Source organism: Leucothrix mucor DSM 2157 (genome assembly GCF_000419525.1).
Taxonomy (GTDB): domain Bacteria; phylum Pseudomonadota; class Gammaproteobacteria; order Thiotrichales; family Thiotrichaceae; genus Leucothrix; species Leucothrix mucor.
On record NZ_ATTE01000001.1, the window covers coordinates 3633095 to 3651364 of the forward strand.

Consider the following 18270-nt stretch of genomic DNA (forward strand, 5'->3'; position numbering starts at 1 on the left):
CAACGCTCTCACCATAAACCACAACCATCGCATTCCTTAGCAATTGGCGTTAGTATCGCTGGCTCTTTAGTCCAACCCCAATGCTGTGACTGCTATGCAAACCAACTTATTAGACCGGGCTTCACCCTATTTACTGCTGGTACTCACTACGTTGTTCTGGGCTGGCAATATCAATTTGGGTCGCGCCATTTCCGGCGAAGTCCCACCGCTGGGCTTATCTTTCTGGCGTTGGATAGTGGCATTTGCCTGCCTGCTTCCTTTTGCCTACAAACCCATGCAACAGCAGTGGGCAACCCTGAAATCTCACTTATGGTTGGTGTTAGCGCTATCGGCTACTGGCGTCGCGGGCTTTAATAGCTTTGTGTATCTCGGCTTGCAAAGTACCTCAGCGACCAATGGTGTTTTGATGCAATCCATCTCGCCGGTGCTGATTATTCTGCTATCTACCCTGTTTTTTGCTGATAAGGCCAACCTGCAGCAATGGATTGGGGTGTTGGTGTCATTAGCAGGAGTCGGCGTCATTCTGATCCAAGGCGACATTCATACCTTACTGACATTGTCTTTCCAGACCGGTGATTTGTGGGTTATAAGTGCCGTTATTATTTGGGCAATATATACCGTATTGCTCCGCAAGCTCCCACCTGCGTTGAAAGGCTTACCGTTTTTAGGCTACTCCATGGTGTTTGGTACGCTGATGATTCTGCCATTTTATTTGCTGGAATCATTTAACGGACGGCCTATGCCAATTACTACTACCTCAATAATGGCTGTGACCTATGTATCAATCTTTGCTTCTCTGCTAGCCTTTTTATTTTGGAATAACGCCACCTCACGGCTAGGAGCCAATCGCACGGGCCAATTCATTCACCTGCTACCAGTCTTTGGACTCACGATTGCGACTTTGATCTTAGGTGAGCGCCTGCAAGGTTTTCATTATATCGGGATTATTTTAGTCGCTAGCGGGCTGGTCTTAGCCAACTTAACACGTCGTCAAGCATTGGTCGCTAAAGCATGAAAGCACTGAAGTACATGGGCTTTGTGCTCACGCTAAGTTTGCTGGCAGTGGTGTTACAGCACTTTAAAGCACCGCCTCCGTCCTCTCCGGAGTCCTGCAATCTAAGCGGTGAGATCACCAAAGTTACCGATGGCGATAGTGTTGAAATCACAGATGAGGAAGGCACTGTTCAACAGATTCGTTTAGCGGGTATTGATGCGCCAGAGTACAACCAATCCTACGGGCGTGCGGCGAAGAATTTTTTAGCCGCGATCATTGATCAGCAGTCGCTGTGTATTGAGTGGGATAAAGCTGATCGTTATAAACGGCTAGTCGGTAAGATTTGGTATCAAGGTCAGGATGTGAACCTTCAGATTGTTGAAGCTGGACTGGCGTGGCACTACAAATACTATGAAGATGAGCAAACAGCCGCCGATCGAAAGTTATATGCCCAAGCAGAGAAACAAGCCAAAGCCGCTAAAAAAGGACTCTGGCAAGGGAAGAAAGCGGTGGCTCCATGGGATTGGCGTAAAGGTGAGCGCTAGGTTTTTAAACCTAATACATGGCCCACAAGCTGCCTAAGTTTAGCACTTGGGTTAGGTCATACTAAACGTGACTCAAACCTAATCAGGCATTTGCTCAAGCAATAACTGCCCAGCCTGTGCACCATATTGCTGAATCACAGAAGCAGAACTCAAGCTGCCCCATAAAATCTGCGTCGCCAGATCTTTGCCATGCAATTTCGCAGAGATCAGCCCCACTGAAAATGCATCCCCCGCACCCAGACTATCCGTCACTTCCACATCAACCGGTGGCGCCCAATAATGATGTTCGCCATCAAAAATTTGCGCTCCACGACAGCCATCCGTAATACACACAATCTCAACGCCTGCTTTTAAAAAGGCATCCGCCAAGCGCCGCACATCGGTAATGCAAGTCACAGGTTTGGTCGTATAATCCCCAACCACCGGCTCACCATAATGCTCCGGCTTTGCCTCATCCACTGACAGCACATCAAAAGCCAATCCCGTAAAATCACGCGCCTCTTCAGCATTTAGAATCAGCATATCAATCAGTGGAAATACATCGCGATATTCATCAAAGCCATGCTGAAATTGCGTTTTACCCGGATTCCAACCGATCAAGCGCTCTTCATCGGTATATTTCGCCGCTAAGGCATGCAGAATTTCATTGGCATTCTGTTGGAGATGGCCAATATAAAAGGCTTGGCTTTCGGGTAAGCCGTCAATAATCGCAGAGGTAAAATGTTCGCTCTTCAGGCGCTTATGAAGCACTGTGCGCCCGCCGGTCCAATCACTTAAGATCACTGATAAGCTACAGCTTTGGCCGGGTTCAACAATTAGGTAGTCGGTATTGATATGTTGCTGCTTAAGGATATCCAGCACGAAGTGAGAATTAACATCATCCCCAATCACGCCGACCGCAGCGGTCGAAAAGCCCAGCTTAGTAAACCCCGTTGCAGAGTTTGAAGCGCCACCACCGCAGAGCATTAAGGCATCCTGTATCGGAATCTTATCGCCCAGTGGCAAGGTCATGCTGGCTTCATTTTGAAACTCAGACAGGGTAATTGACTCCCCTGCCTGAAGCTTTAGCAAGACATCCAAAGTAATGGAGCCGAAGGTCAAAATATCAAATTTCATCGCCTCACCTCCCCACTTTGGGTGTTAAGTCTTAGGCGTAAATAGACTCTTTCTTAAAGTGCTTAGCCAACAAGTAGTACACCACGGCGCGCTGCTTGTTAGGATTTGATTTTCCGTATTGCTCTAGTACTGCAGCGATTGCAGAATCCAGCTCTGGGCCATCAGTTAAACCTAACTTCTTGATCAGAAAGTTGTTTTTAACGGTTTCCAGCTCTTTTTTATCGCTACCAGCCACTGACGCTGAGTCTTTATTATAGATAGAAGGACCACAGCCAATCGTGACCTTAGTCAAGAAATCCATATCTGGCTCTACACCACATTTTTCTTTTAAGTCTACGGCATACTTGGCAATTAAATCGTCTCTTTTACTCATGACATCCTCTGTTTTAAATTAATTTGTCGCCCTACTGTACATTAGTAGGAGGTGACAGAACAGAGCATAAAAGGCCGACAAATTCATATTTTTTTCATTTACACTATATCTCTGGCCCAGTGGATAAAAAGCAGCACCCTATGAACTACGACATTATCGGCGATATTCACGGCTGTCATGACTCTTTGACGGCCCTACTGCAAAAGCTCGACTATCAACTTATCGATGGCATTTACCAGCATCGTGACCGTAAAGCCGTATTTTTAGGCGATTTTGTCGATCGCGGGCCACACCAATTCGAAGTGATTGAAACTGCTCGTGCCATGATCGAAGCGGGCCATGCCTATGCGGTCATGGGTAATCATGAGTTTAATGCGATTGCCTATGCCACGCCTGACCCAGAGGATAATGGTTTTTTACGCGCCCACACCGAGCGCAATACCCGTAATCATCAGGCATTTTTAGATGCCATGCTCGATCATCCCGAGCGCTATGCCGATACCATTGACTGGTTCCGCACCCTGCCGCTCTGGTTGGATCTTGGCGATATCCGCATTATCCATGCTTGCTGGGACCGTGATGTGATTGCGCAAATCCAACAACATTACAGCGAAGATGGCCTGATCAATGAAACCCTGCTAAGGGCTGCAAGCAATCCGAAATGCTGGGAGCATGAAGCAATTGAAACCTTACTTAAAGGTAAAGAGATTCGCCTAAGCGATGGCGCCAGCTTTAAAGACTCCGGCGGCATCAAGCGCCATTACATGCGCATTCGCTGGTGGGATAGTAATGCCACGACTTATAAGAAAGCCTTTGTCGGGCCGCCAGCTGCGCTTAGTCATATAGAAGATGACCCAATTGAAGGCGATCACCTGATTGAATACGGACATCATGAAGTGCCGTTATTCATCGGCCACTACTGGATGCAAGGCACACCAACCCCATTAACTCAGAATATTGCCTGTGTGGATTACAGTATTGCACGACGCGATGGCAAGCTCTGTGCCTACCGCTGGGATGGTGAGACGGATTTGGATACTAAAAAATACGTGTGCGTATCCCGGCTGGAGCCGTAATAATGGCCCAGCCGAGAGGCGGTCACTGATTAGAGTTTAGAGTCTTCGTTCAACGCTTTTAAACGATTTCTACGCTCCTTTATATCCAGCTCTTTAAGTGCTTTAACCTTGGCATAAAAGACAGTCCAGTCACCATTGGACTCTTCCAGCAACTGCTCAAAGGCATTCACAAAGCCATGGTAAGCGCCAAACAATACTAAGGAAGCATTATTCATCGGCTTCTTAAACCATCTGTCATAGCCTGTCGTACCGCCGCCTTTCTTTCTCAGCTCCAGATAGTCTGCACGTAAAGCATCAAAGCCTGCTTTTTTCGCCGCAGCCAATGCTTTGGTATCGGTCGCTGGAATCGCTTGATAGGCATTCTGGATTTTCTTGCGATGCTCCAGAATCAGCTTAACCACCTCAGCTTCCTTACCGCGCTGCTCCCAATGCTGAAGTACCTCTTTGCTGTATTCCCCGCCTTTGAACGTGGCCAGCCATTTTCGTACACCGACTCGCTCAACCGTGGTGGCAAACGACTCATTAAAGGCGGCATCGCCTTCGGCATAGACTTCTTGATGCGCTAACTCATGAAAGATCAGGCCGACTAGTCCCAGATCACTGCGGCGTAACATCGTACTGAGGACCGGATCAGCAAACCAACCCAGCGTAGAATACGCCGGTGCGCCAATCACAATGACGTCATAGCCTTTATTACGTAACTGCCGACCATAGGCTTCAGCAGCCGGCTTATTAAAGTAGCCACGGTACGGCACACAGCCGGCAACCGGGAAACAATGTTTGATTGGGCTAATTTCATAGGCCTTGGTAGCCACCACATTCCACACCACATACGGACGCTCAATGTCGACATACTGTAGATAGCTGCCATTGTTAGGAAGCTTCAATTCTTTAATACCAAACACGCGGGCTTGCTCGACCAGCTTTAGCTTGTCGCTAACTTTTGGGTCGGTTTTGGGGTCATTCAATACATTGACAATCGGCTCTTGCTTGAGCATCACCTGGCTGTGCCCCGCAACACTTTGCGAGTAAAACTTCATCGACTCACAGGACGTCAAAGTCCCTGCGGTTGCCGTCAGCAACACTATCCAAGCCGCTTTCCTTAAGCCCTTCACCATTCATTCGCTCCTACTGTTGTGACATCCGTACTGCTTATTCTTGCGTATATCAGTACTAAGTTTACGTCATTCTGAACTGCTGACCGGTGAATGGTCAAACAATTAAGCATTCCTAATAAAAAGGTAACATAACGATGAACAATAAGCTGATTGCAGGCTTGAGCCTGTTAATGATTTCCTCTGCCAGCCTCGCTGATAGTACCCGCATTAATATTGGGGAATTCTCCTCCGGATCGCTAAAAGGCTGGGAAAGTAAGTCATTTTCCGGCACTACCCAGTACAAAATCGCCGCAGAAGGTGGCCGCAAAGTACTCAAGGCCAGCACTAATGCCGCCGCTTCAGGCCTTGGCCGTAAAATGCGTATTGATCTTAATAAGACGCCCTTCTTGAACTGGAGCTGGAAAGTCGACAAGCCGTTACCTCCTTTGAAAGAAGCAACGAAAGCCGGTGATGATTACGCTGCTCGCGTGTATGTAATTATTGATGGTGGTGTGTTTATCTGGAAAACCCGCGCCCTAAACTACGTCTGGTCCAGCACGCCAAGTAAGGGCAATAAGTGGAACAATGCTTTCGCGCCGAAAAATGCACGCATGCTATCGGTGCGTGACAGCCGCAATGGCCCCGGCCAATGGTTGAGTGAAAAGCAAAACGTCGCCGCTGACTTTAAAAACCTCTACGGTTTCCAGCCTCGATTTATCGATGGTATCGCGATTATGACGGATGCCGATAACAGCCGTGGCAGTACCGCTGCTACATATGGCGACATCTTTTTTACGGCCCAGTAAACCGACCGACACCTGAATCTCAGGGGGAAAACAGAGAAAATCCCCCTGATTTGATACCGCTTATCTTTTGCTCAGTCAAAAATAACCACTTATCCTGACACAGGATGCACGCTTATCGGTAGCAGCCTATCTTTCACTCAACAGCAACGAAGTGCTTCCCCCGACCACTTCGGCGTCACAGAACAAGACGCGGCAATAACTAATAAAAATTATGTCAGAGGGCCGCCAAAGAGCGTGCTCCAGGAGAATAAAAATGAGTGTCACAGTAAACCAGTTAAACCAGAACAACACTAAATCAATCAACAGCGCTCTTGCTAGTAACTACCTGAACACTAAGCGTGTATTAGATGTTGTAACTATCATTGCGGTGTTACCGTTTGTAGCCGTATTAATGGCAGTGACTGCACTGGCTATCAAATTAGAGTCTTCAGGTTCCGTTTTCTTCTGGCAGAAACGTGTCGGCATGAACGGCAAGACATTCAACATGATGAAATTTCGCAGCATGACCTCTGATTCAGAGCAGCACGGCTCACAGTTTGCTCAAAGCAACGACATGCGTGTTACCCGTGTTGGTAAGTTCATCCGTAAATTCCGCATCGACGAGACGCCACAGCTGTGGAACGTGATTAAAGGCGACATGAGCATCATCGGTCCACGTCCTGAGCAGGAAAGCTTTGTTAACGAGTTTAACCAAACAATTCCTAACTACTCACTGCGCCACTTAGTTCGCCCTGGTATCACTGGCTTGGCACAGACTGAACAAGGCTATGTTGCAGATGCAGATGGCACGGTAACTAAGCTTAAGTATGACCTGTACTACATCAACAACCTGTCATTCATGACTGACTTACAGATCACACTAAAAACGATTTACACTATTCTGACGGGGTTTGGGGCTCGCTAATTAGCGTGTTTTTCTCAGAGCAGTACTTGGGGCGATTTATTCGCCCCTTTTTTTGCTTTAAAATAAGCCGACTACTCACGTCATAGCGGCACTCCGGTTGCAACTCCGGAACCGGGCATGCATAAAAGCGAGGCTTAGCAATGTCTAACGAACAAATTCTTCCCATTGATCAGCGTAAACTGCGGATGCTACTCACACCCCGCTCCCGCGATGCACACAAAGGCTTATTTGGTCATGTGTTAGTGGTTGGTGGCGACTACGGCATGGCTGGCGCTGCGCTAATGGCTGCCGAGTCGGCCGCCAGAACCGGCGCAGGTAAAATCAGCGTCGCCACCCGAGTGGAGCACATTGCCGCCTTTGTTGCCCGAAGACCAGAAATCATGGTGCATGGCATTGATGCCACCAGTAATCTTAAAGCCCTGATCGAGTTAGCCAGTGTCGTGGTTATCGGCCCCGGCCTTGGCCAAACCCGCTGGTCAAAAACCCTAATGCAAGCTGCACTGGAAACCAAGCTACCATTAGTAGTCGATGCCGATGCGCTGAATTTGCTCGCGCATGATGAGATTCCGAAGCAACGCGATAACTGGGTTCTAACCCCGCACCCCGGCGAAGCCTCCCGCCTACTAAAAACCAAGATTGAAACCATTGCCACTGACCGCCCACGATATGCTCGCGAGCTACAACGAAAACACGGCGGCATTGCCATCTTAAAAGGTATGGGCACGCTCATCGCCGACCCCGAACACATACACCAATGCTCCCACGGCAACCCCGGCATGGCCACTGGCGGCATGGGCGATATCTTAAGCGGCATCATTGGTGGCTTGCTGGCTCAGGGATTTTCACTGGAGGATGCCGCTTGTTTTGGGGTAGAGCTACACGCCGCTGCCGCAGACATCGCAGCTAAAAAAGACGGCGAACGTGGACTAATGGCAACAGACTTATTACCCCCTCTGCGTAGCTTGTTAAACCCATGAAGTGTTAAGCTAGGCGGTCACACACGAGGATAATAATATGAAAACAAAACAAGAAATCGTAGATAACTGGCTGCCCCGTTACACTGGCCTGAAGCTTGAAGAAATTGGTTCCTACATTCTGCTGGTTAATTTCAACAGCTATGTAAACCTGTTTGCCGAGTGGAATAATGTGCCGGTTAAAGGCGGCAACCGCAATATGATCAGCGCCACGGCGAATGACATTACCATTATCAATTTTGGTATGGGTAGCGCTAATGCGGCCACCATTATGGATTTGCTAATGGCCATCAAGCCGAAAGCCTGTCTGTTTTTGGGAAAATGTGGCGGTCTAAAGCAAAAGAACAAACTTGGCGATCTGATTATTCCAATCGCAGCGATTCGTGGTGAAGGTACATCAAACGACTACTTCCCGCCTGAAGTCCCTGCTATGCCAGCGTTTAGCTTGCAAAAGGCTGTTTCTTCAACGATTTGCGAATACAGCTGCGACTACTGGACAGGCACCGTGTACACCACCAACCGACGGGTTTGGGAGCACGATGACAAATTCAAAGATCACCTGCGCCGCCTACGTTGCATGGGAATCGATATGGAAACCGCGACCATCTTTATTGCCGGTTTCCACAATGAAATCCCAACGGGCGCGCTATTGCTCGTCTCCGATCAACCAATGATTCCGGATGGCGTAAAAACCGAAGCCAGCGATGAAGTAGTTACTGAAAAGTATGCACATCGTCACCTGAGAATCGGTATAGACTCTCTGAACGAATTGAAAAACCAAGGTGTTTCCGTAAAACATCTCCGCTTCTAGGAACCCCATATGCAACAGCACATCACGGCACTTACCGAACTACTTGGCGCAGCCCAGCTATTAACTGGAGCCGACGTTAGCCAGAAGTATCAGGCGGATTGGAGTAATGAAAATCCGCAGCTGCCAGAGATCGTGGTTCGACCGCGAGATACGGCAGATGTAAGCGCCCTGCTGAGCTATTGCAATACTCATCACTTACCGGTGGTCACTCAAGGTGGCCTGACCGGGTTAGCCGGTGGTGCAACACCCAAAGCTGGCGAGATTGCTTTGTCGATGGAGCGCTTGAGCGGTATTACCGAGCTGGATCATCAGTCGATGACCATCACGGCAAAGTCCGGCACACCGCTGCAAGTGATTCACCAAGCGGCTGAAGCGGCTGGCTTTCGTTTACCGCTGGATTTAGGCTCGCGCGGCTCCTGCAATATTGGCGGCAATGTATCGACCAATGCCGGTGGCAATCAAGTACTGAGCTTTGGCATGACGCGGGCCTTAGTGCTCGGTTTGGAAGCCGTACAAGCGGATGGCACGATCATCCCCGCCTACAATAAAATGCTGAAAAATAATGCCGGATATGACCTCAAGCAATTGTTTATCGGCAGTGAAGGTACGCTCGGCGTAGTGACTGAAGTCGTCTTACGCCTATTTCCACAGCCACGCAGCAAGCACACGGCACTGGTTGCACTCAATAGCCTGACTGATGTAATTGATGTGATGCAAACCTGCCAAGCTGAATTTTCCAGACTCACCGCTTTTGAAGTGATGTGGGATGACTATTTCAGCGTTGCACTGGCGGAAAATGCCAACGTAAGTAACCCCTTCGGCGAGCACCACCTATTTTATATTCTACTGGAATCTGAAAATGACACGCTAGAGCGCTTTCAGCAGGTGTTATTTGAACAATTGGAAAAAGGCAAATTAGTCGATGCAGTGATTGCCCAAGCTGGTAAAGATACCGAAATGTTCTGGGCTATTCGCGACTCTGCGGGTGAGATACTATCGAAAATTCCTGACTTGGCTAACTTCGATATCGGGCTACCCATTAGCCAGATGCAGGCCTTTTTAGAAAAGGCACACCACGCGCTACAAGATAACTTTGAGAACCTGACGACCCTTACGTTTGGACATTTGGCTGATGGCAATATCCATATGATTGCCTGGACTAACGGCGAGAAAAGCAGTGAAGCCATTTACAAAATGATCTATAAAATGCTGAAAGAATATGGCGGCACCGTCACCGCAGAACATGGCATTGGCGCGATCAAAGCGGATTACTTAAAACTCTGTCGCAGTGAGGCGGAAATCGCCTTAATGCGCACGCTAAAACAGGCCATGGACCCGAATAACATTCTCAACCCCGGTCGGGTTTTATCAGCGGACGTGTAATGCAGGCTGATTCCCGCGAGATTTACAGTAATCAAACTGGCGTGCATGACAATCTTGAGCAGGTGGTGTTAAAGCACCTGCGTCATCCGTTTTTAAAGCCGCCTGCTGAGCATACCCGCCAAGCATTTGCTGCAGTGAGTGAGCGCATTAGTGCTGCTCCTGCGCCATTGATTTTGGATTCCTGCTGTGGTACTGGCGTTAGTAGCCGCCAGATTGCGCTACAGCATCCGGATAACTGGGTGATTGGTTTAGACCGCTCAGCCAAGCGACTGGATAAGGAATACGAAGATGCGCTGCCGGATAACCTACTCATGGTGCAGGCCGATTGCGTGGACTTCTGGAAACTGGCGGTCGAGGCTGGCTGGCAGCTGCAAAAGCATTATCTGCTATACCCCAACCCCTACCCTAAGTCAGTGCAATTAAAATACCGCTGGCATGGCCATCCGGCGTTTGCAGATTTATTACGCTTAGGTGGGCTATTGGAAGTGCGCAGTAACTGGCAGTTGTATATTGAGGAGTTTAGTCAGGCACTAAAGCTGGCCGAACAAGCCACTGAGGGCTGTGAAGTAATTGACCCCGCCGGACAGTATCTTACGCTGTTTGAACGTAAGTACTGCCAAAGCGGGCAAACGGTGTATCGTTGTTTAAGCGCTCTCAGCTTCGGAAACGCCAGCTGATTCAAAGCTCGCCATACCGTTTAGAAACGCTACGGCACTTTTGATCAAGGGATAAGCCACAGCACAACCGGTGCCCTCACCTAAGCGCATACCCAAATTAACCAATGGCTTCACTTTTAAGTGATCCAGCATCAGGCGATGGCCATTCTCATCCGAGACATGACAGAAAATCGCATGTTCGCGCAGCGCAGGGTTCAGTTCAACGGCCACTAAATAGGCAGCAGTCGCGATAAAACCATCTACCATCACAACCATGCCGTGCTGCTGAGCGGCCATCATCGCACCGCAAATCTGTGCAATCTCAAAGCCACCGTAAGTGCTTAACACTTGGCTAGGATTTTTAAACTTGCCATGCAGTGCCTTGGCTTCAGCCAATAGCTCAACTTTACGCTGCAAGCCAGCATCATCCAGACCCGTTCCACGACCCACACAGCGCTCAATCGGTAACTCACACAGCTCGCTCATGATCAGGCTGGCAGAGGCCGTATTACCGATCCCCATCTCACCAAAGCCGATAACATTACAGCCAGTCGCTGCCACATCCGCCACAATCGCAGACGCTTTATCAAAGCACTCCTGCAGCTGATCAGCACTCATGGCTGGCTCAGTCAGGTAGTTCGCGGTGCCTGCGGCTATCTTGGCATTGATCAGTGCGGGTGAGGCTTCAAAGTCGAAGTTAACACCGGCATCAACTACTTTCAGAGCGATCTCATTCTGCTGGCAAAACACATTAATCGCGGCGCCGCCATTTAGAAAATTCATCACCATCTGGAAAGTGACTTCCTGAGGGTAAGCGCTCACACCGGCGTTAGCTGCGCCATGATCACCGGCAAAGGTCAGAATCGTTGGCTGCTTAAGGCTTGGCGTCAATGTTTGCTGAATCTTAGCTACCTGAAAGGCAACCGATTCCAACATTCCTAAAGCACCCAGCGGCTTAGTTTTAGTATCAATTTTATGCTGGATTTGCTGTTCGAAGCTTAGTGGAGATTGCATCAGAACTGTGACTCTGGCAAATGTACGATCAGTCCTTCCATGGCATCGTTCACATGGATCTGGCAGCTCAAGCGGCTGTTGGCTTTTGGCTCGTTAACCACTTCCAGCATGTCGACTTCCATTTCGCTGGCAGGCTCAACTTTTTCGACCCACGCTTCGTCCACATACACATGGCAAGTTGCACAACTCAATGCTCCACCACACTCCGCCAGAATGCCGTCGATGCCGTTATTCACTGCACCTTCCATTACCGTGTTGCCGTTTGGTACATCTGCTTCAAACTGCGCGCCATCGTGTCGAACATAAAAAATCAAAGCCATTGGGGTCTCCAGATCGTTATAGTGAATACGCGGCGTAGTGTAACAAGCTTTCATCCTGCGGGACAAAAGACTATTTAGTCCAAAGGGCTTGCTTTAATATACTGTGGCATAACTTTAGCCATTTCAGACCATACTGCCATGATTACTCAGACTCTGTCCCGACTCTTGCTACTGTGTGTGCTGCTTTGCACCAGCAGCGTATTTGCCGACACCCAACGCCCCAAAATTGGCCTCGTGCTTGGAGGCGGTGGCGCAGCCGGAACGGCCCACGTTGGCGTGCTGAAAGTGCTGGAGGAAAACCAGATTCCGATTGATATGATTGCCGGTACCAGTATGGGCGCAATCGTCGGTAGCCTGTATGCCTCGGGTTTAAAAGCGACTGAAATCGAAAAAATTGTCAACACGCTGGACTGGGCGGAGCTCTTTAATGATCAGGTTTCACGCCGCGATCAGAGCTTTCACCGCAAACAAGAGATGTCGAGCTTCTTTGACAGCTTCACAGTGGGCGCAAATCGCAACGGCGTTCAACTGCCACGCGGTGCGGTAAAAGGCCAAAAGCTAACCTTTGAATTACGCCGTCTGCTTGATCATGTCAGCCATATTCAAAACTTTGATCAGCTGCCAATCCCCTTTCGGGCTGTAGCAACTGATATCGAAAATGGTCAGGCCGTCGTGTTGAGTCAAGGCAACTTACCAACCTCTGTGCGAGCCAGTATGTCGATTCCCGGCCTGTTTCCTCCCGTTGAAATCAATGGCCGTTTACTGGTCGATGGCTTTGTTGCCAATAATATTCCAGTGAATATTGCACAGCAAATGGGCGCGGATATTCTGATTGTGGTTGGCATCCCGACTGAATATAAAAACAAGCAAGAACTTGGCTCAGCGCTCGATATCGCATTGCAATCCATGCGTTTAATGATGGCAAAAAGCAGCACCCCACAGCTGCAAAATATTTCACAACCACACATTATTATTCAGCCGAATATGGATGGCATTGGCTCGCTGGACTTTGACCGGGTGAAAGATGCAATGACTTTGGGCGAAAAACAAGCCCGCGCACAAGAGCCAGAACTACTCAAGCTCACGGAAGGTTTACGCGGTAAAGTCCAACAACAAACCGCCACCGCGCCAACTCGGGAATCGTTTAAAGGTGTGATTGATAGCATCAAACTCGAAAACAGCTCAGTACTAAAAGATGAGATTTTGACTAAGCGCTTAGGCTTAAAAGCCGGTGATGTGTTGTCACTCAAGAAACTACAAGAAGGACTGGATGCGATTTATGCATTGGGGTATTTCGAAGTAGTCGACTATCAGCTCATCCCCACCAAAGACAACCATTTCCAACTGATTGTGAATGCCCAAAAAGACCCGATTGGTGACCGTACTTTACGCGGCGGCTTCTCCTTATCCGATGACTTTGATGGCAATGCCACTTATCAAGCCGGTTTAGAGTATTCCATGAAAGGCTTGAATCCTTTAGGTGGCGAAGCCAAAGCCAGCGTGATTATCGGAGACTCAACCGCACTGAGCGCCGAGTTTTTCCAACCGCTCAATAAGTACAGTGGCTCCTTCTGGAATCTCACGACCAACTACCAAGAATCGGATGTATTTATTTATGAAGATGGCAGCAGTGTGCGCACCGCCGAGGCTCGCTTAGCAGAAAGTGGCGTCCATCTGGACTTTGGTCGTGAGTTTGATAATACCTCCGAGGCACGGATTGGTCTGTTTTACCGCAACCTTGATGCCACACTTAAAACCGGCTCGATAGAGTTTCCATCAGACAGCTTTAATCTGGCTGGACTATCTTTTGAATACCATGAAGATACTCTAAACGACCGGAACTTCCCCGATGAAGGTCTCTGGAAAGACGTCACGCTAGACCTTGGCCTAAGCGCACTGGGTTCAGATGATGACTACCAACGTTTAGATATCCAAATGGGTAAAGCCTGGAAAAAGGACAAGCACCACTTTATTGCCTCGGCCTCTGCCGGCACCACCTTTGCTGACGATACGATTATCACCGAGCGCTTTGAATTAGGTGGCTTTGCCCGCATGTCTGGTCTTGAAGATGGACAGCTTCGAGGTAATCACTATGCGCATGGTGTCGTTTCGTATTACTACGATGTGATCGGGCTGAGCAAGATTGCCAATGTGAATGCGGGTGTTTTGTTAGAAGCAGGTAATACCTGGATTGAAGCCGGTGATATTGACCCGAGTGATTTAAAACTCTCTGGCGCCGCATTCCTTGGTGCGAATACATTGATCGGACCGGCGTATCTGGGAGTGGGTATGACAGAGGGCTATAACCAGCGCTACTTCTTGCAGTTTGGGCGGGCTTTCTAAAGGCGTTCAGAACGAACGCTTTGGTTAACTTGAAACGGGCTTATTAATAGCCCGTTTTTTATGCGATTAACGTGGATATAAAATCATCTGCGTACAGCTAAAACGCGCAATAATTTTGCCGGTATCGACATGCTTCACAATCGACTCCCAAACCTGCGTGGTACGCCCGGCATGCACACAACTGGCGTCGCACACCAACATACCCTCACGCGCCGTACCCAACATATTGCTCTTAAGCTCAATGGTGGTAAAACTGCTCGCGCCTTCCGGCAAGCTTGCCATGCAGCCATAGCCCGCCGCAGTATCGGCCAATGAAATCACCGAGCCTGCATGCAAAAAGCCATTCGGTGCCATTAACTCAGGGCGCACGGCCATTTCCATTTTCGCACGGCCAGATTCGATTTCCAACATGTGCAAGCCAAGCAGCGCAGGCAAATTTTGTGTGCCCTGATTATTGATCACGTCGGGGGTTAACTGAGTCATCTTATCTCCAAATCCTGATAAATCTTATCCAGATCCTGAATTGTGTGTAAGCCATCGCGCACATCCGCTTCAATGGCTGCACGCAAGGCCACGCTATCTCGCTGGCGAATGGCATCAAGCGCTTCATGGTGGCGGTCGTGTTGGTAGTAGCCGTCTAACTTACTTAAACCAATTCGCACAAAGGGGCCAAGCTGCAGCCATAGGCTTTCGATCATGGGCAAGCAGACCTGCACCGGGTTTTGTGCATAGAGGTAACGGTGAAAGGCTTGATTCGCCAAGGTCCCTGCTCCGGCATGGCCTTTTTCAAACTCTTCATCAATCGCCAGATCCAACGCGGCTAATTCATTGATTTGAGTTTCAGCGAAAAATGGCAGCGCGGTTTCCGCCGCATGGGTTTCTAATAACACCCGCAAGGAATACAGCTCTCTGAATTTATCTCGTGAGATCACGGGTACTGAAATTCGGCGATTATTTTTAACTTCAATCGCCTCCTCGCTGGCCAGCTTTTGCAGCGCCTCGCGAACCGGCATCGGGCTAACGTCCAACTTCTCAGCCAAGCCTCGAATCGTCAACGCCACGCCCGGACGAATTTCACCGCACAGAATACTCTGGCGCAGCGTTTGATAAACCCATTGATTGACATTGAGTTGTTCGGTCTTTTCGACCAGTATCAGTGAGTAGACATCTTTCGTCGCCATTCTTCCGCCAAGACATATAAAATAGTAAAGATACAATCAGCCGACTTTACACGGTTAAAATTGTTTACTCAATCTGACAGCGCACCAGAATGGGCTGTCCAGCGGCAATGCTCGCGGAATAGATTGACAGAAATATTGTGATCACATTAAAATCATCGTGATCACAATGAATATCAATTATCGCTGTGAGGCTTGCCGAATTTCTGCTGAACCTATTCCCGAGAATGTTTAATGAGTAACAGTAATTACTACACGAAGAGTGTCAATTACCCTGATAGCTACTATGCTGCGTCTGCCAATGCTGCGCCTGAACGCCCTGCACTGGATGGCAAACTGGAAACTGAGATTTGCGTCGTGGGCGCGGGTTACAGTGGTCTATCAACCGCATTACATCTAACTGAAAAAGGTTACTCGGTCACGGTGATTGAAGGCGCACACGTGGGCTGGGGAGCCTCTGGTCGCAACGGCGGACAAGTGGTTAATGGCTTAAACGCCAGCTTAGAAACCATTCAAAATCGCTATGGTGACGAGACTGCTGCGTTTGTTGGTGGCTTATTGCAGGAAGGCGCACAGGTTATCTATGGCAATATCGAAAAATACGCCATTGAGTGCGACCTGAAGCCAAAAAATATCTACGCGGCTTACACAGCCAAGCACTTAAAAATGCTGGAAGAGAAGCAGGCACTTTGGCGCAAGCATGGCATGGATGACCATGAGATGCTGGATAAAAACCAGATGCATCAACACGTAGCAAGTGATGCCTATTGCGGCGGCATGATCGACCACTCTGGTGCACACCTACACCCACTCAATCTGGCATTGGGCGAAGCGGCGGCGATTGAACAAAACGGCGGCAAGATTTTCGAACAAACCAGCCTGCTAACTATCGATAAGCAAAACGATGGCCGCTTGCTGCTCACCACTGAAAAGGGTGAGATTTTATGTAAGAAAGTCGTGCTTTGCGGTAATGCTTACATTGGTAAAGCCATTCCGGAATTAGTGAATCGCGTGATGCCGGTTTCCACACAAGTTTTGGCGACTAAGCCACTGGGCGATCTGGCGGATGAGCTAATGCCGACGGATGTGTGTATTGAAGACGTGCGTTACATTCTCGATTATTTCCGTCTCTCTGCTGACAAGCGCATGCTGTTTGGTGGTGGTACGGTTTACGGCGGTACTGACCCTTCAGACATTCGTAAAAAGCTAATTCCGAATATGGAGAAAGTATTCCCGCAGCTTAAAGGCATTGAAATCGATTATGCCTGGAGCGGTAACTTTGCGCTGTCGTTCTCTCGCGTTCCGCAAATGGGTATGCTGCAAGACAATGTGTACTTCGCGCATGGCTACAGTGGTCACGGTGTAACGGGTTCGCATCTGTTTGGGCGCATTCTGTCTGAAGCGATTGATGGCGATACCACACGCTTTGATGTGTTTGCTAAATTGCCGTGGATTCCGTTTCCGGGTGGCCGCACGTTCCGTGCACCTTACTCAACGGTTGGCTCTTGGTGGTATGCACTGCGTGATGCAGTTGGAATGTAAGCCGGTAAGACTACGCATAGCATAAGGCCCTTGTGATTAAGGGCTTATGATGACTGACAAAGCCCTAGCTCAAAGCCGGGGCTTTTCATCATTAGAACTGTGATAACAGTTTGCTTTTATATTCGGTTGGCGTGCAACCGTACATATTTTTAAATCGACGACAGAAGTGACTGGGGCTACTAAAGCCAAGGTCATAACAAATATTAGTAATCACCTCGCCTCGCTTTAATCTCTTGCCTGCTTCTTTTAATCGAATCTGCTGCTGCAGCTCCATTGGGGAGCAATCTAAACGCAGCTTAAACTCCGCATACAAGCGACTACGGCTCATGCAAGATTCACGACACAGTTTATCGATATCCAATGGCTCACTGAGGTGATCACGAATCCACTTCAGGGCAACCGTTAAACTACTGTAGTCCGGTGTTTGCAAGCTATGGCTCAGCAGAAAGCCTCGCTCCTGATCGCGCAACATACGGATCAATAACTCAGAAATATTGAAATCAATCAACATATCCCGATCGGGGTGATTTTCGGTAAACAGATTAACAATACGGGCTAACAGCCGTTGGGTCGCTGCGCAGTGATGGGTGTGTAGAACAGCACCAGACTTGCTCCAGGTATCTTCCGAAGATAGCTTAATCGCGCCTTTGTCGAAAAGCCTCTCAGTCACATCCAGCACTTTTTCTCTGGAGATTTCGACGGTTAAACAGGTTGTGGGATTGCCTATTTCAGCTTCAGGAAAGTCAATATGGACGGCTTCCCCAGGCGCTAAAACGTAGGATTCGTGGGGTAAAAATACTTGGTCCGACATCAGTGGAGAGTGCATGACTTTTTTGCCACTCACCATGCCACAATACATTAGTTGATCAGCATCTAAACGCACTAAACTCTCTGGCAAATAAGTATCATAAACACTTACGACAGACTCCGGGCCAACGAAGCTTGTGCGGTTCTCGACGAGATTTTTAGGTCTCCTCATTTCTTGAATATGAGATAATTCCATCCACCATCCTCCTTTTTAATATCTGCTGCGTGTATATCGGCGCAGATACCTTATTAATATCATCAGATACGGCAAAAAGTCAAAGTTTACATGAGGATAGGGCCCAATATAAAAGTACCGCCGGGAGGATGAGCA

The 18270-nt window shown here is 48.7% G+C and carries 19 protein-coding genes; 11 read left to right on the forward strand and 8 right to left on the reverse strand.

Going from position 1 to position 18270, the window contains the following annotated elements:
* Window positions 1–94 precede the first annotated feature (94 nt).
* Window positions 95–1015 (forward strand): DMT family transporter, encoded by a 921-nt coding sequence (locus LEUMU_RS0116630; protein ID WP_022953430.1) that lies wholly within the window; start codon window positions 95–97, stop codon window positions 1013–1015.
* A complete protein-coding gene (locus LEUMU_RS0116635; RefSeq protein ID WP_022953431.1) occupies window positions 1012–1539 on the forward strand; it encodes a thermonuclease family protein in 528 nt (175 codons plus the stop codon). Before LEUMU_RS0116630 ends, LEUMU_RS0116635 begins: the two co-directional genes overlap by 4 nt.
* A 78-nt stretch (window positions 1540–1617) precedes the next feature.
* Here the strand turns inward: LEUMU_RS0116635 and LEUMU_RS0116640 are convergent, their stop codons facing one another.
* Window positions 1618–2655 carry a carbohydrate kinase family protein gene (locus LEUMU_RS0116640; protein ID WP_022953432.1) on the reverse strand — a complete coding sequence of 346 codons (1038 nt, stop codon included), beginning with the start codon at window positions 2653–2655 and terminating at the stop codon, window positions 1618–1620.
* Window positions 2656–2686: 31 nt separating this feature from the next.
* Entirely contained in the window at window positions 2687–3028 is a 342-nt protein-coding gene (locus LEUMU_RS0116645) for a DUF2853 family protein (protein ID WP_022953433.1), read from the reverse strand.
* A 140-nt stretch (window positions 3029–3168) separates the two neighbouring features.
* On the opposite strand from LEUMU_RS0116645, the gene LEUMU_RS0116650 reads away from it, so the two are divergent.
* Complete coding sequence (locus tag LEUMU_RS0116650) at window positions 3169–4104, forward strand: metallophosphoesterase (RefSeq protein WP_022953434.1); 936 nt, start codon at window positions 3169–3171, stop codon at window positions 4102–4104.
* A gap of 29 nt (window positions 4105–4133) precedes the next feature.
* On the opposite strand, the gene LEUMU_RS0116655 is transcribed toward LEUMU_RS0116650, so the two are convergent.
* Complete coding sequence (locus tag LEUMU_RS0116655) at window positions 4134–5222, reverse strand: aminopeptidase (RefSeq protein WP_022953435.1); 1089 nt, start codon at window positions 5220–5222, stop codon at window positions 4134–4136.
* 134 nt (window positions 5223–5356) lie between these two features.
* Between LEUMU_RS0116655 and LEUMU_RS0116660 the strand changes: the two genes are divergently transcribed.
* From LEUMU_RS0116660 to trmB, 6 genes are all read left to right on the forward strand, one after another.
* Window positions 5357–6007 (forward strand): DUF3047 domain-containing protein, encoded by a 651-nt coding sequence (locus LEUMU_RS0116660; protein ID WP_022953436.1) that lies wholly within the window; start codon window positions 5357–5359, stop codon window positions 6005–6007.
* A 253-nt stretch (window positions 6008–6260) separates the two neighbouring features.
* On the forward strand, window positions 6261–6911 hold the full coding sequence (locus LEUMU_RS0116665; protein ID WP_022953437.1) for a sugar transferase: 651 nt from the start codon (window positions 6261–6263) through the stop codon (window positions 6909–6911).
* Between the two features lie 140 nt (window positions 6912–7051).
* Window positions 7052–7888, forward strand: coding sequence for an NAD(P)H-hydrate dehydratase (locus tag LEUMU_RS26545; RefSeq protein ID WP_022953438.1), 837 nt, complete (start codon window positions 7052–7054; stop codon window positions 7886–7888).
* A 37-nt stretch (window positions 7889–7925) separates the two neighbouring features.
* Window positions 7926–8696 (forward strand): AMP nucleosidase, encoded by a 771-nt coding sequence (locus tag LEUMU_RS0116675; protein WP_022953439.1) that lies wholly within the window; start codon window positions 7926–7928, stop codon window positions 8694–8696.
* 9 nt (window positions 8697–8705) lie between these two features.
* A complete protein-coding gene (locus LEUMU_RS0116680) occupies window positions 8706–10079 on the forward strand; it encodes an FAD-binding oxidoreductase (RefSeq protein WP_022953440.1) in 1374 nt (457 codons plus the stop codon).
* A complete protein-coding gene (gene trmB / locus LEUMU_RS0116685; RefSeq protein ID WP_022953441.1) occupies window positions 10079–10756 on the forward strand; it encodes a tRNA (guanine(46)-N(7))-methyltransferase TrmB in 678 nt (225 codons plus the stop codon). The genes LEUMU_RS0116680 and trmB overlap by 1 nt, the downstream gene beginning before the upstream one ends.
* Here the strand turns inward: trmB and cobT are convergent.
* Both cobT and LEUMU_RS0116695 read right to left on the reverse strand, forming a co-directional pair.
* Window positions 10724–11749 carry a nicotinate-nucleotide--dimethylbenzimidazole phosphoribosyltransferase gene (cobT, locus tag LEUMU_RS0116690; protein WP_022953442.1) on the reverse strand — a complete coding sequence of 342 codons (1026 nt, stop codon included), beginning with the start codon at window positions 11747–11749 and terminating at the stop codon, window positions 10724–10726. The genes trmB and cobT overlap by 33 nt on opposite strands.
* Window positions 11749–12069, reverse strand: coding sequence for a 2Fe-2S iron-sulfur cluster-binding protein (locus LEUMU_RS0116695; RefSeq protein WP_022953443.1), 321 nt, complete (start codon window positions 12067–12069; stop codon window positions 11749–11751). The genes cobT and LEUMU_RS0116695 overlap by 1 nt, the downstream gene beginning before the upstream one ends.
* Window positions 12070–12207: 138 nt before the next feature.
* Between LEUMU_RS0116695 and LEUMU_RS0116700 the strand changes: the two genes are divergently transcribed.
* The gene (locus LEUMU_RS0116700; RefSeq protein WP_084708121.1) at window positions 12208–14412 is read left to right on the forward strand and encodes a patatin-like phospholipase family protein; all 2205 of its coding nucleotides are present in this window, start codon (window positions 12208–12210) and stop codon (window positions 14410–14412) included.
* A gap of 66 nt (window positions 14413–14478) precedes the next feature.
* On the opposite strand, the gene LEUMU_RS0116705 is transcribed toward LEUMU_RS0116700, so the two are convergent.
* Together LEUMU_RS0116705 and LEUMU_RS0116710 are read right to left on the reverse strand one after the other, a co-directional pair.
* Window positions 14479–14895 (reverse strand): PaaI family thioesterase, encoded by a 417-nt coding sequence (locus LEUMU_RS0116705; RefSeq protein ID WP_022953445.1) that lies wholly within the window; start codon window positions 14893–14895, stop codon window positions 14479–14481.
* Window positions 14892–15593: a GntR family transcriptional regulator gene (locus tag LEUMU_RS0116710; protein WP_022953446.1), complete on the reverse strand. Its 702-nt coding sequence runs from the start codon at window positions 15591–15593 to the stop codon at window positions 14892–14894. The genes LEUMU_RS0116705 and LEUMU_RS0116710 overlap by 4 nt, the downstream gene beginning before the upstream one ends.
* Window positions 15594–15824: 231 nt before the next feature.
* On the opposite strand from LEUMU_RS0116710, the gene LEUMU_RS0116715 reads away from it, so the two are divergent.
* A complete protein-coding gene (locus LEUMU_RS0116715; protein WP_022953447.1) occupies window positions 15825–17132 on the forward strand; it encodes an NAD(P)/FAD-dependent oxidoreductase in 1308 nt (435 codons plus the stop codon).
* Between the two features lie 91 nt (window positions 17133–17223).
* On the opposite strand, the gene LEUMU_RS0116720 is transcribed toward LEUMU_RS0116715, so the two are convergent.
* Window positions 17224–18135, reverse strand: a complete 912-nt coding sequence (locus LEUMU_RS0116720; RefSeq protein WP_022953448.1) for a helix-turn-helix domain-containing protein — start codon at window positions 18133–18135, stop codon at window positions 17224–17226.
* Window positions 18136–18270 lie beyond the last annotated feature (135 nt).

Coding starts and splice junctions, on each gene's coding strand:
- LEUMU_RS0116645 (WP_022953433.1), bottom strand. CDS start 3,028: ATGAGTAAAAGAGACGATTTAATTGCCAAGTATGCCGTAGACTTAAAA.
- LEUMU_RS0116715 (WP_022953447.1), top strand. CDS start 15,825: ATGAGTAACAGTAATTACTACACGAAGAGTGTCAATTACCCTGATAGC.
- LEUMU_RS0116720 (WP_022953448.1), bottom strand. CDS start 18,135: ATGGAATTATCTCATATTCAAGAAATGAGGAGACCTAAAAATCTCGTC.
- LEUMU_RS0116650 (WP_022953434.1), top strand. CDS start 3,169: ATGAACTACGACATTATCGGCGATATTCACGGCTGTCATGACTCTTTG.
- LEUMU_RS0116680 (WP_022953440.1), top strand. CDS start 8,706: ATGCAACAGCACATCACGGCACTTACCGAACTACTTGGCGCAGCCCAG.
- LEUMU_RS0116675 (WP_022953439.1), top strand. CDS start 7,926: ATGAAAACAAAACAAGAAATCGTAGATAACTGGCTGCCCCGTTACACT.
- LEUMU_RS0116705 (WP_022953445.1), bottom strand. CDS start 14,895: ATGACTCAGTTAACCCCCGACGTGATCAATAATCAGGGCACACAAAAT.
- LEUMU_RS0116710 (WP_022953446.1), bottom strand. CDS start 15,593: ATGGCGACGAAAGATGTCTACTCACTGATACTGGTCGAAAAGACCGAA.
- LEUMU_RS0116660 (WP_022953436.1), top strand. CDS start 5,357: ATGAACAATAAGCTGATTGCAGGCTTGAGCCTGTTAATGATTTCCTCT.
- LEUMU_RS0116630 (WP_022953430.1), top strand. CDS start 95: ATGCAAACCAACTTATTAGACCGGGCTTCACCCTATTTACTGCTGGTA.
- LEUMU_RS0116655 (WP_022953435.1), bottom strand. CDS start 5,222: ATGGTGAAGGGCTTAAGGAAAGCGGCTTGGATAGTGTTGCTGACGGCA.
- LEUMU_RS0116665 (WP_022953437.1), top strand. CDS start 6,261: ATGAGTGTCACAGTAAACCAGTTAAACCAGAACAACACTAAATCAATC.
- LEUMU_RS0116695 (WP_022953443.1), bottom strand. CDS start 12,069: ATGGCTTTGATTTTTTATGTTCGACACGATGGCGCGCAGTTTGAAGCA.
- trmB (WP_022953441.1), top strand. CDS start 10,079: ATGCAGGCTGATTCCCGCGAGATTTACAGTAATCAAACTGGCGTGCAT.
- LEUMU_RS0116640 (WP_022953432.1), bottom strand. CDS start 2,655: ATGAAATTTGATATTTTGACCTTCGGCTCCATTACTTTGGATGTCTTG.
- LEUMU_RS0116635 (WP_022953431.1), top strand. CDS start 1,012: ATGAAAGCACTGAAGTACATGGGCTTTGTGCTCACGCTAAGTTTGCTG.
- LEUMU_RS0116700 (WP_084708121.1), top strand. CDS start 12,208: ATGATTACTCAGACTCTGTCCCGACTCTTGCTACTGTGTGTGCTGCTT.
- cobT (WP_022953442.1), bottom strand. CDS start 11,749: ATGCAATCTCCACTAAGCTTCGAACAGCAAATCCAGCATAAAATTGAT.
- LEUMU_RS26545 (WP_022953438.1), top strand. CDS start 7,052: ATGTCTAACGAACAAATTCTTCCCATTGATCAGCGTAAACTGCGGATG.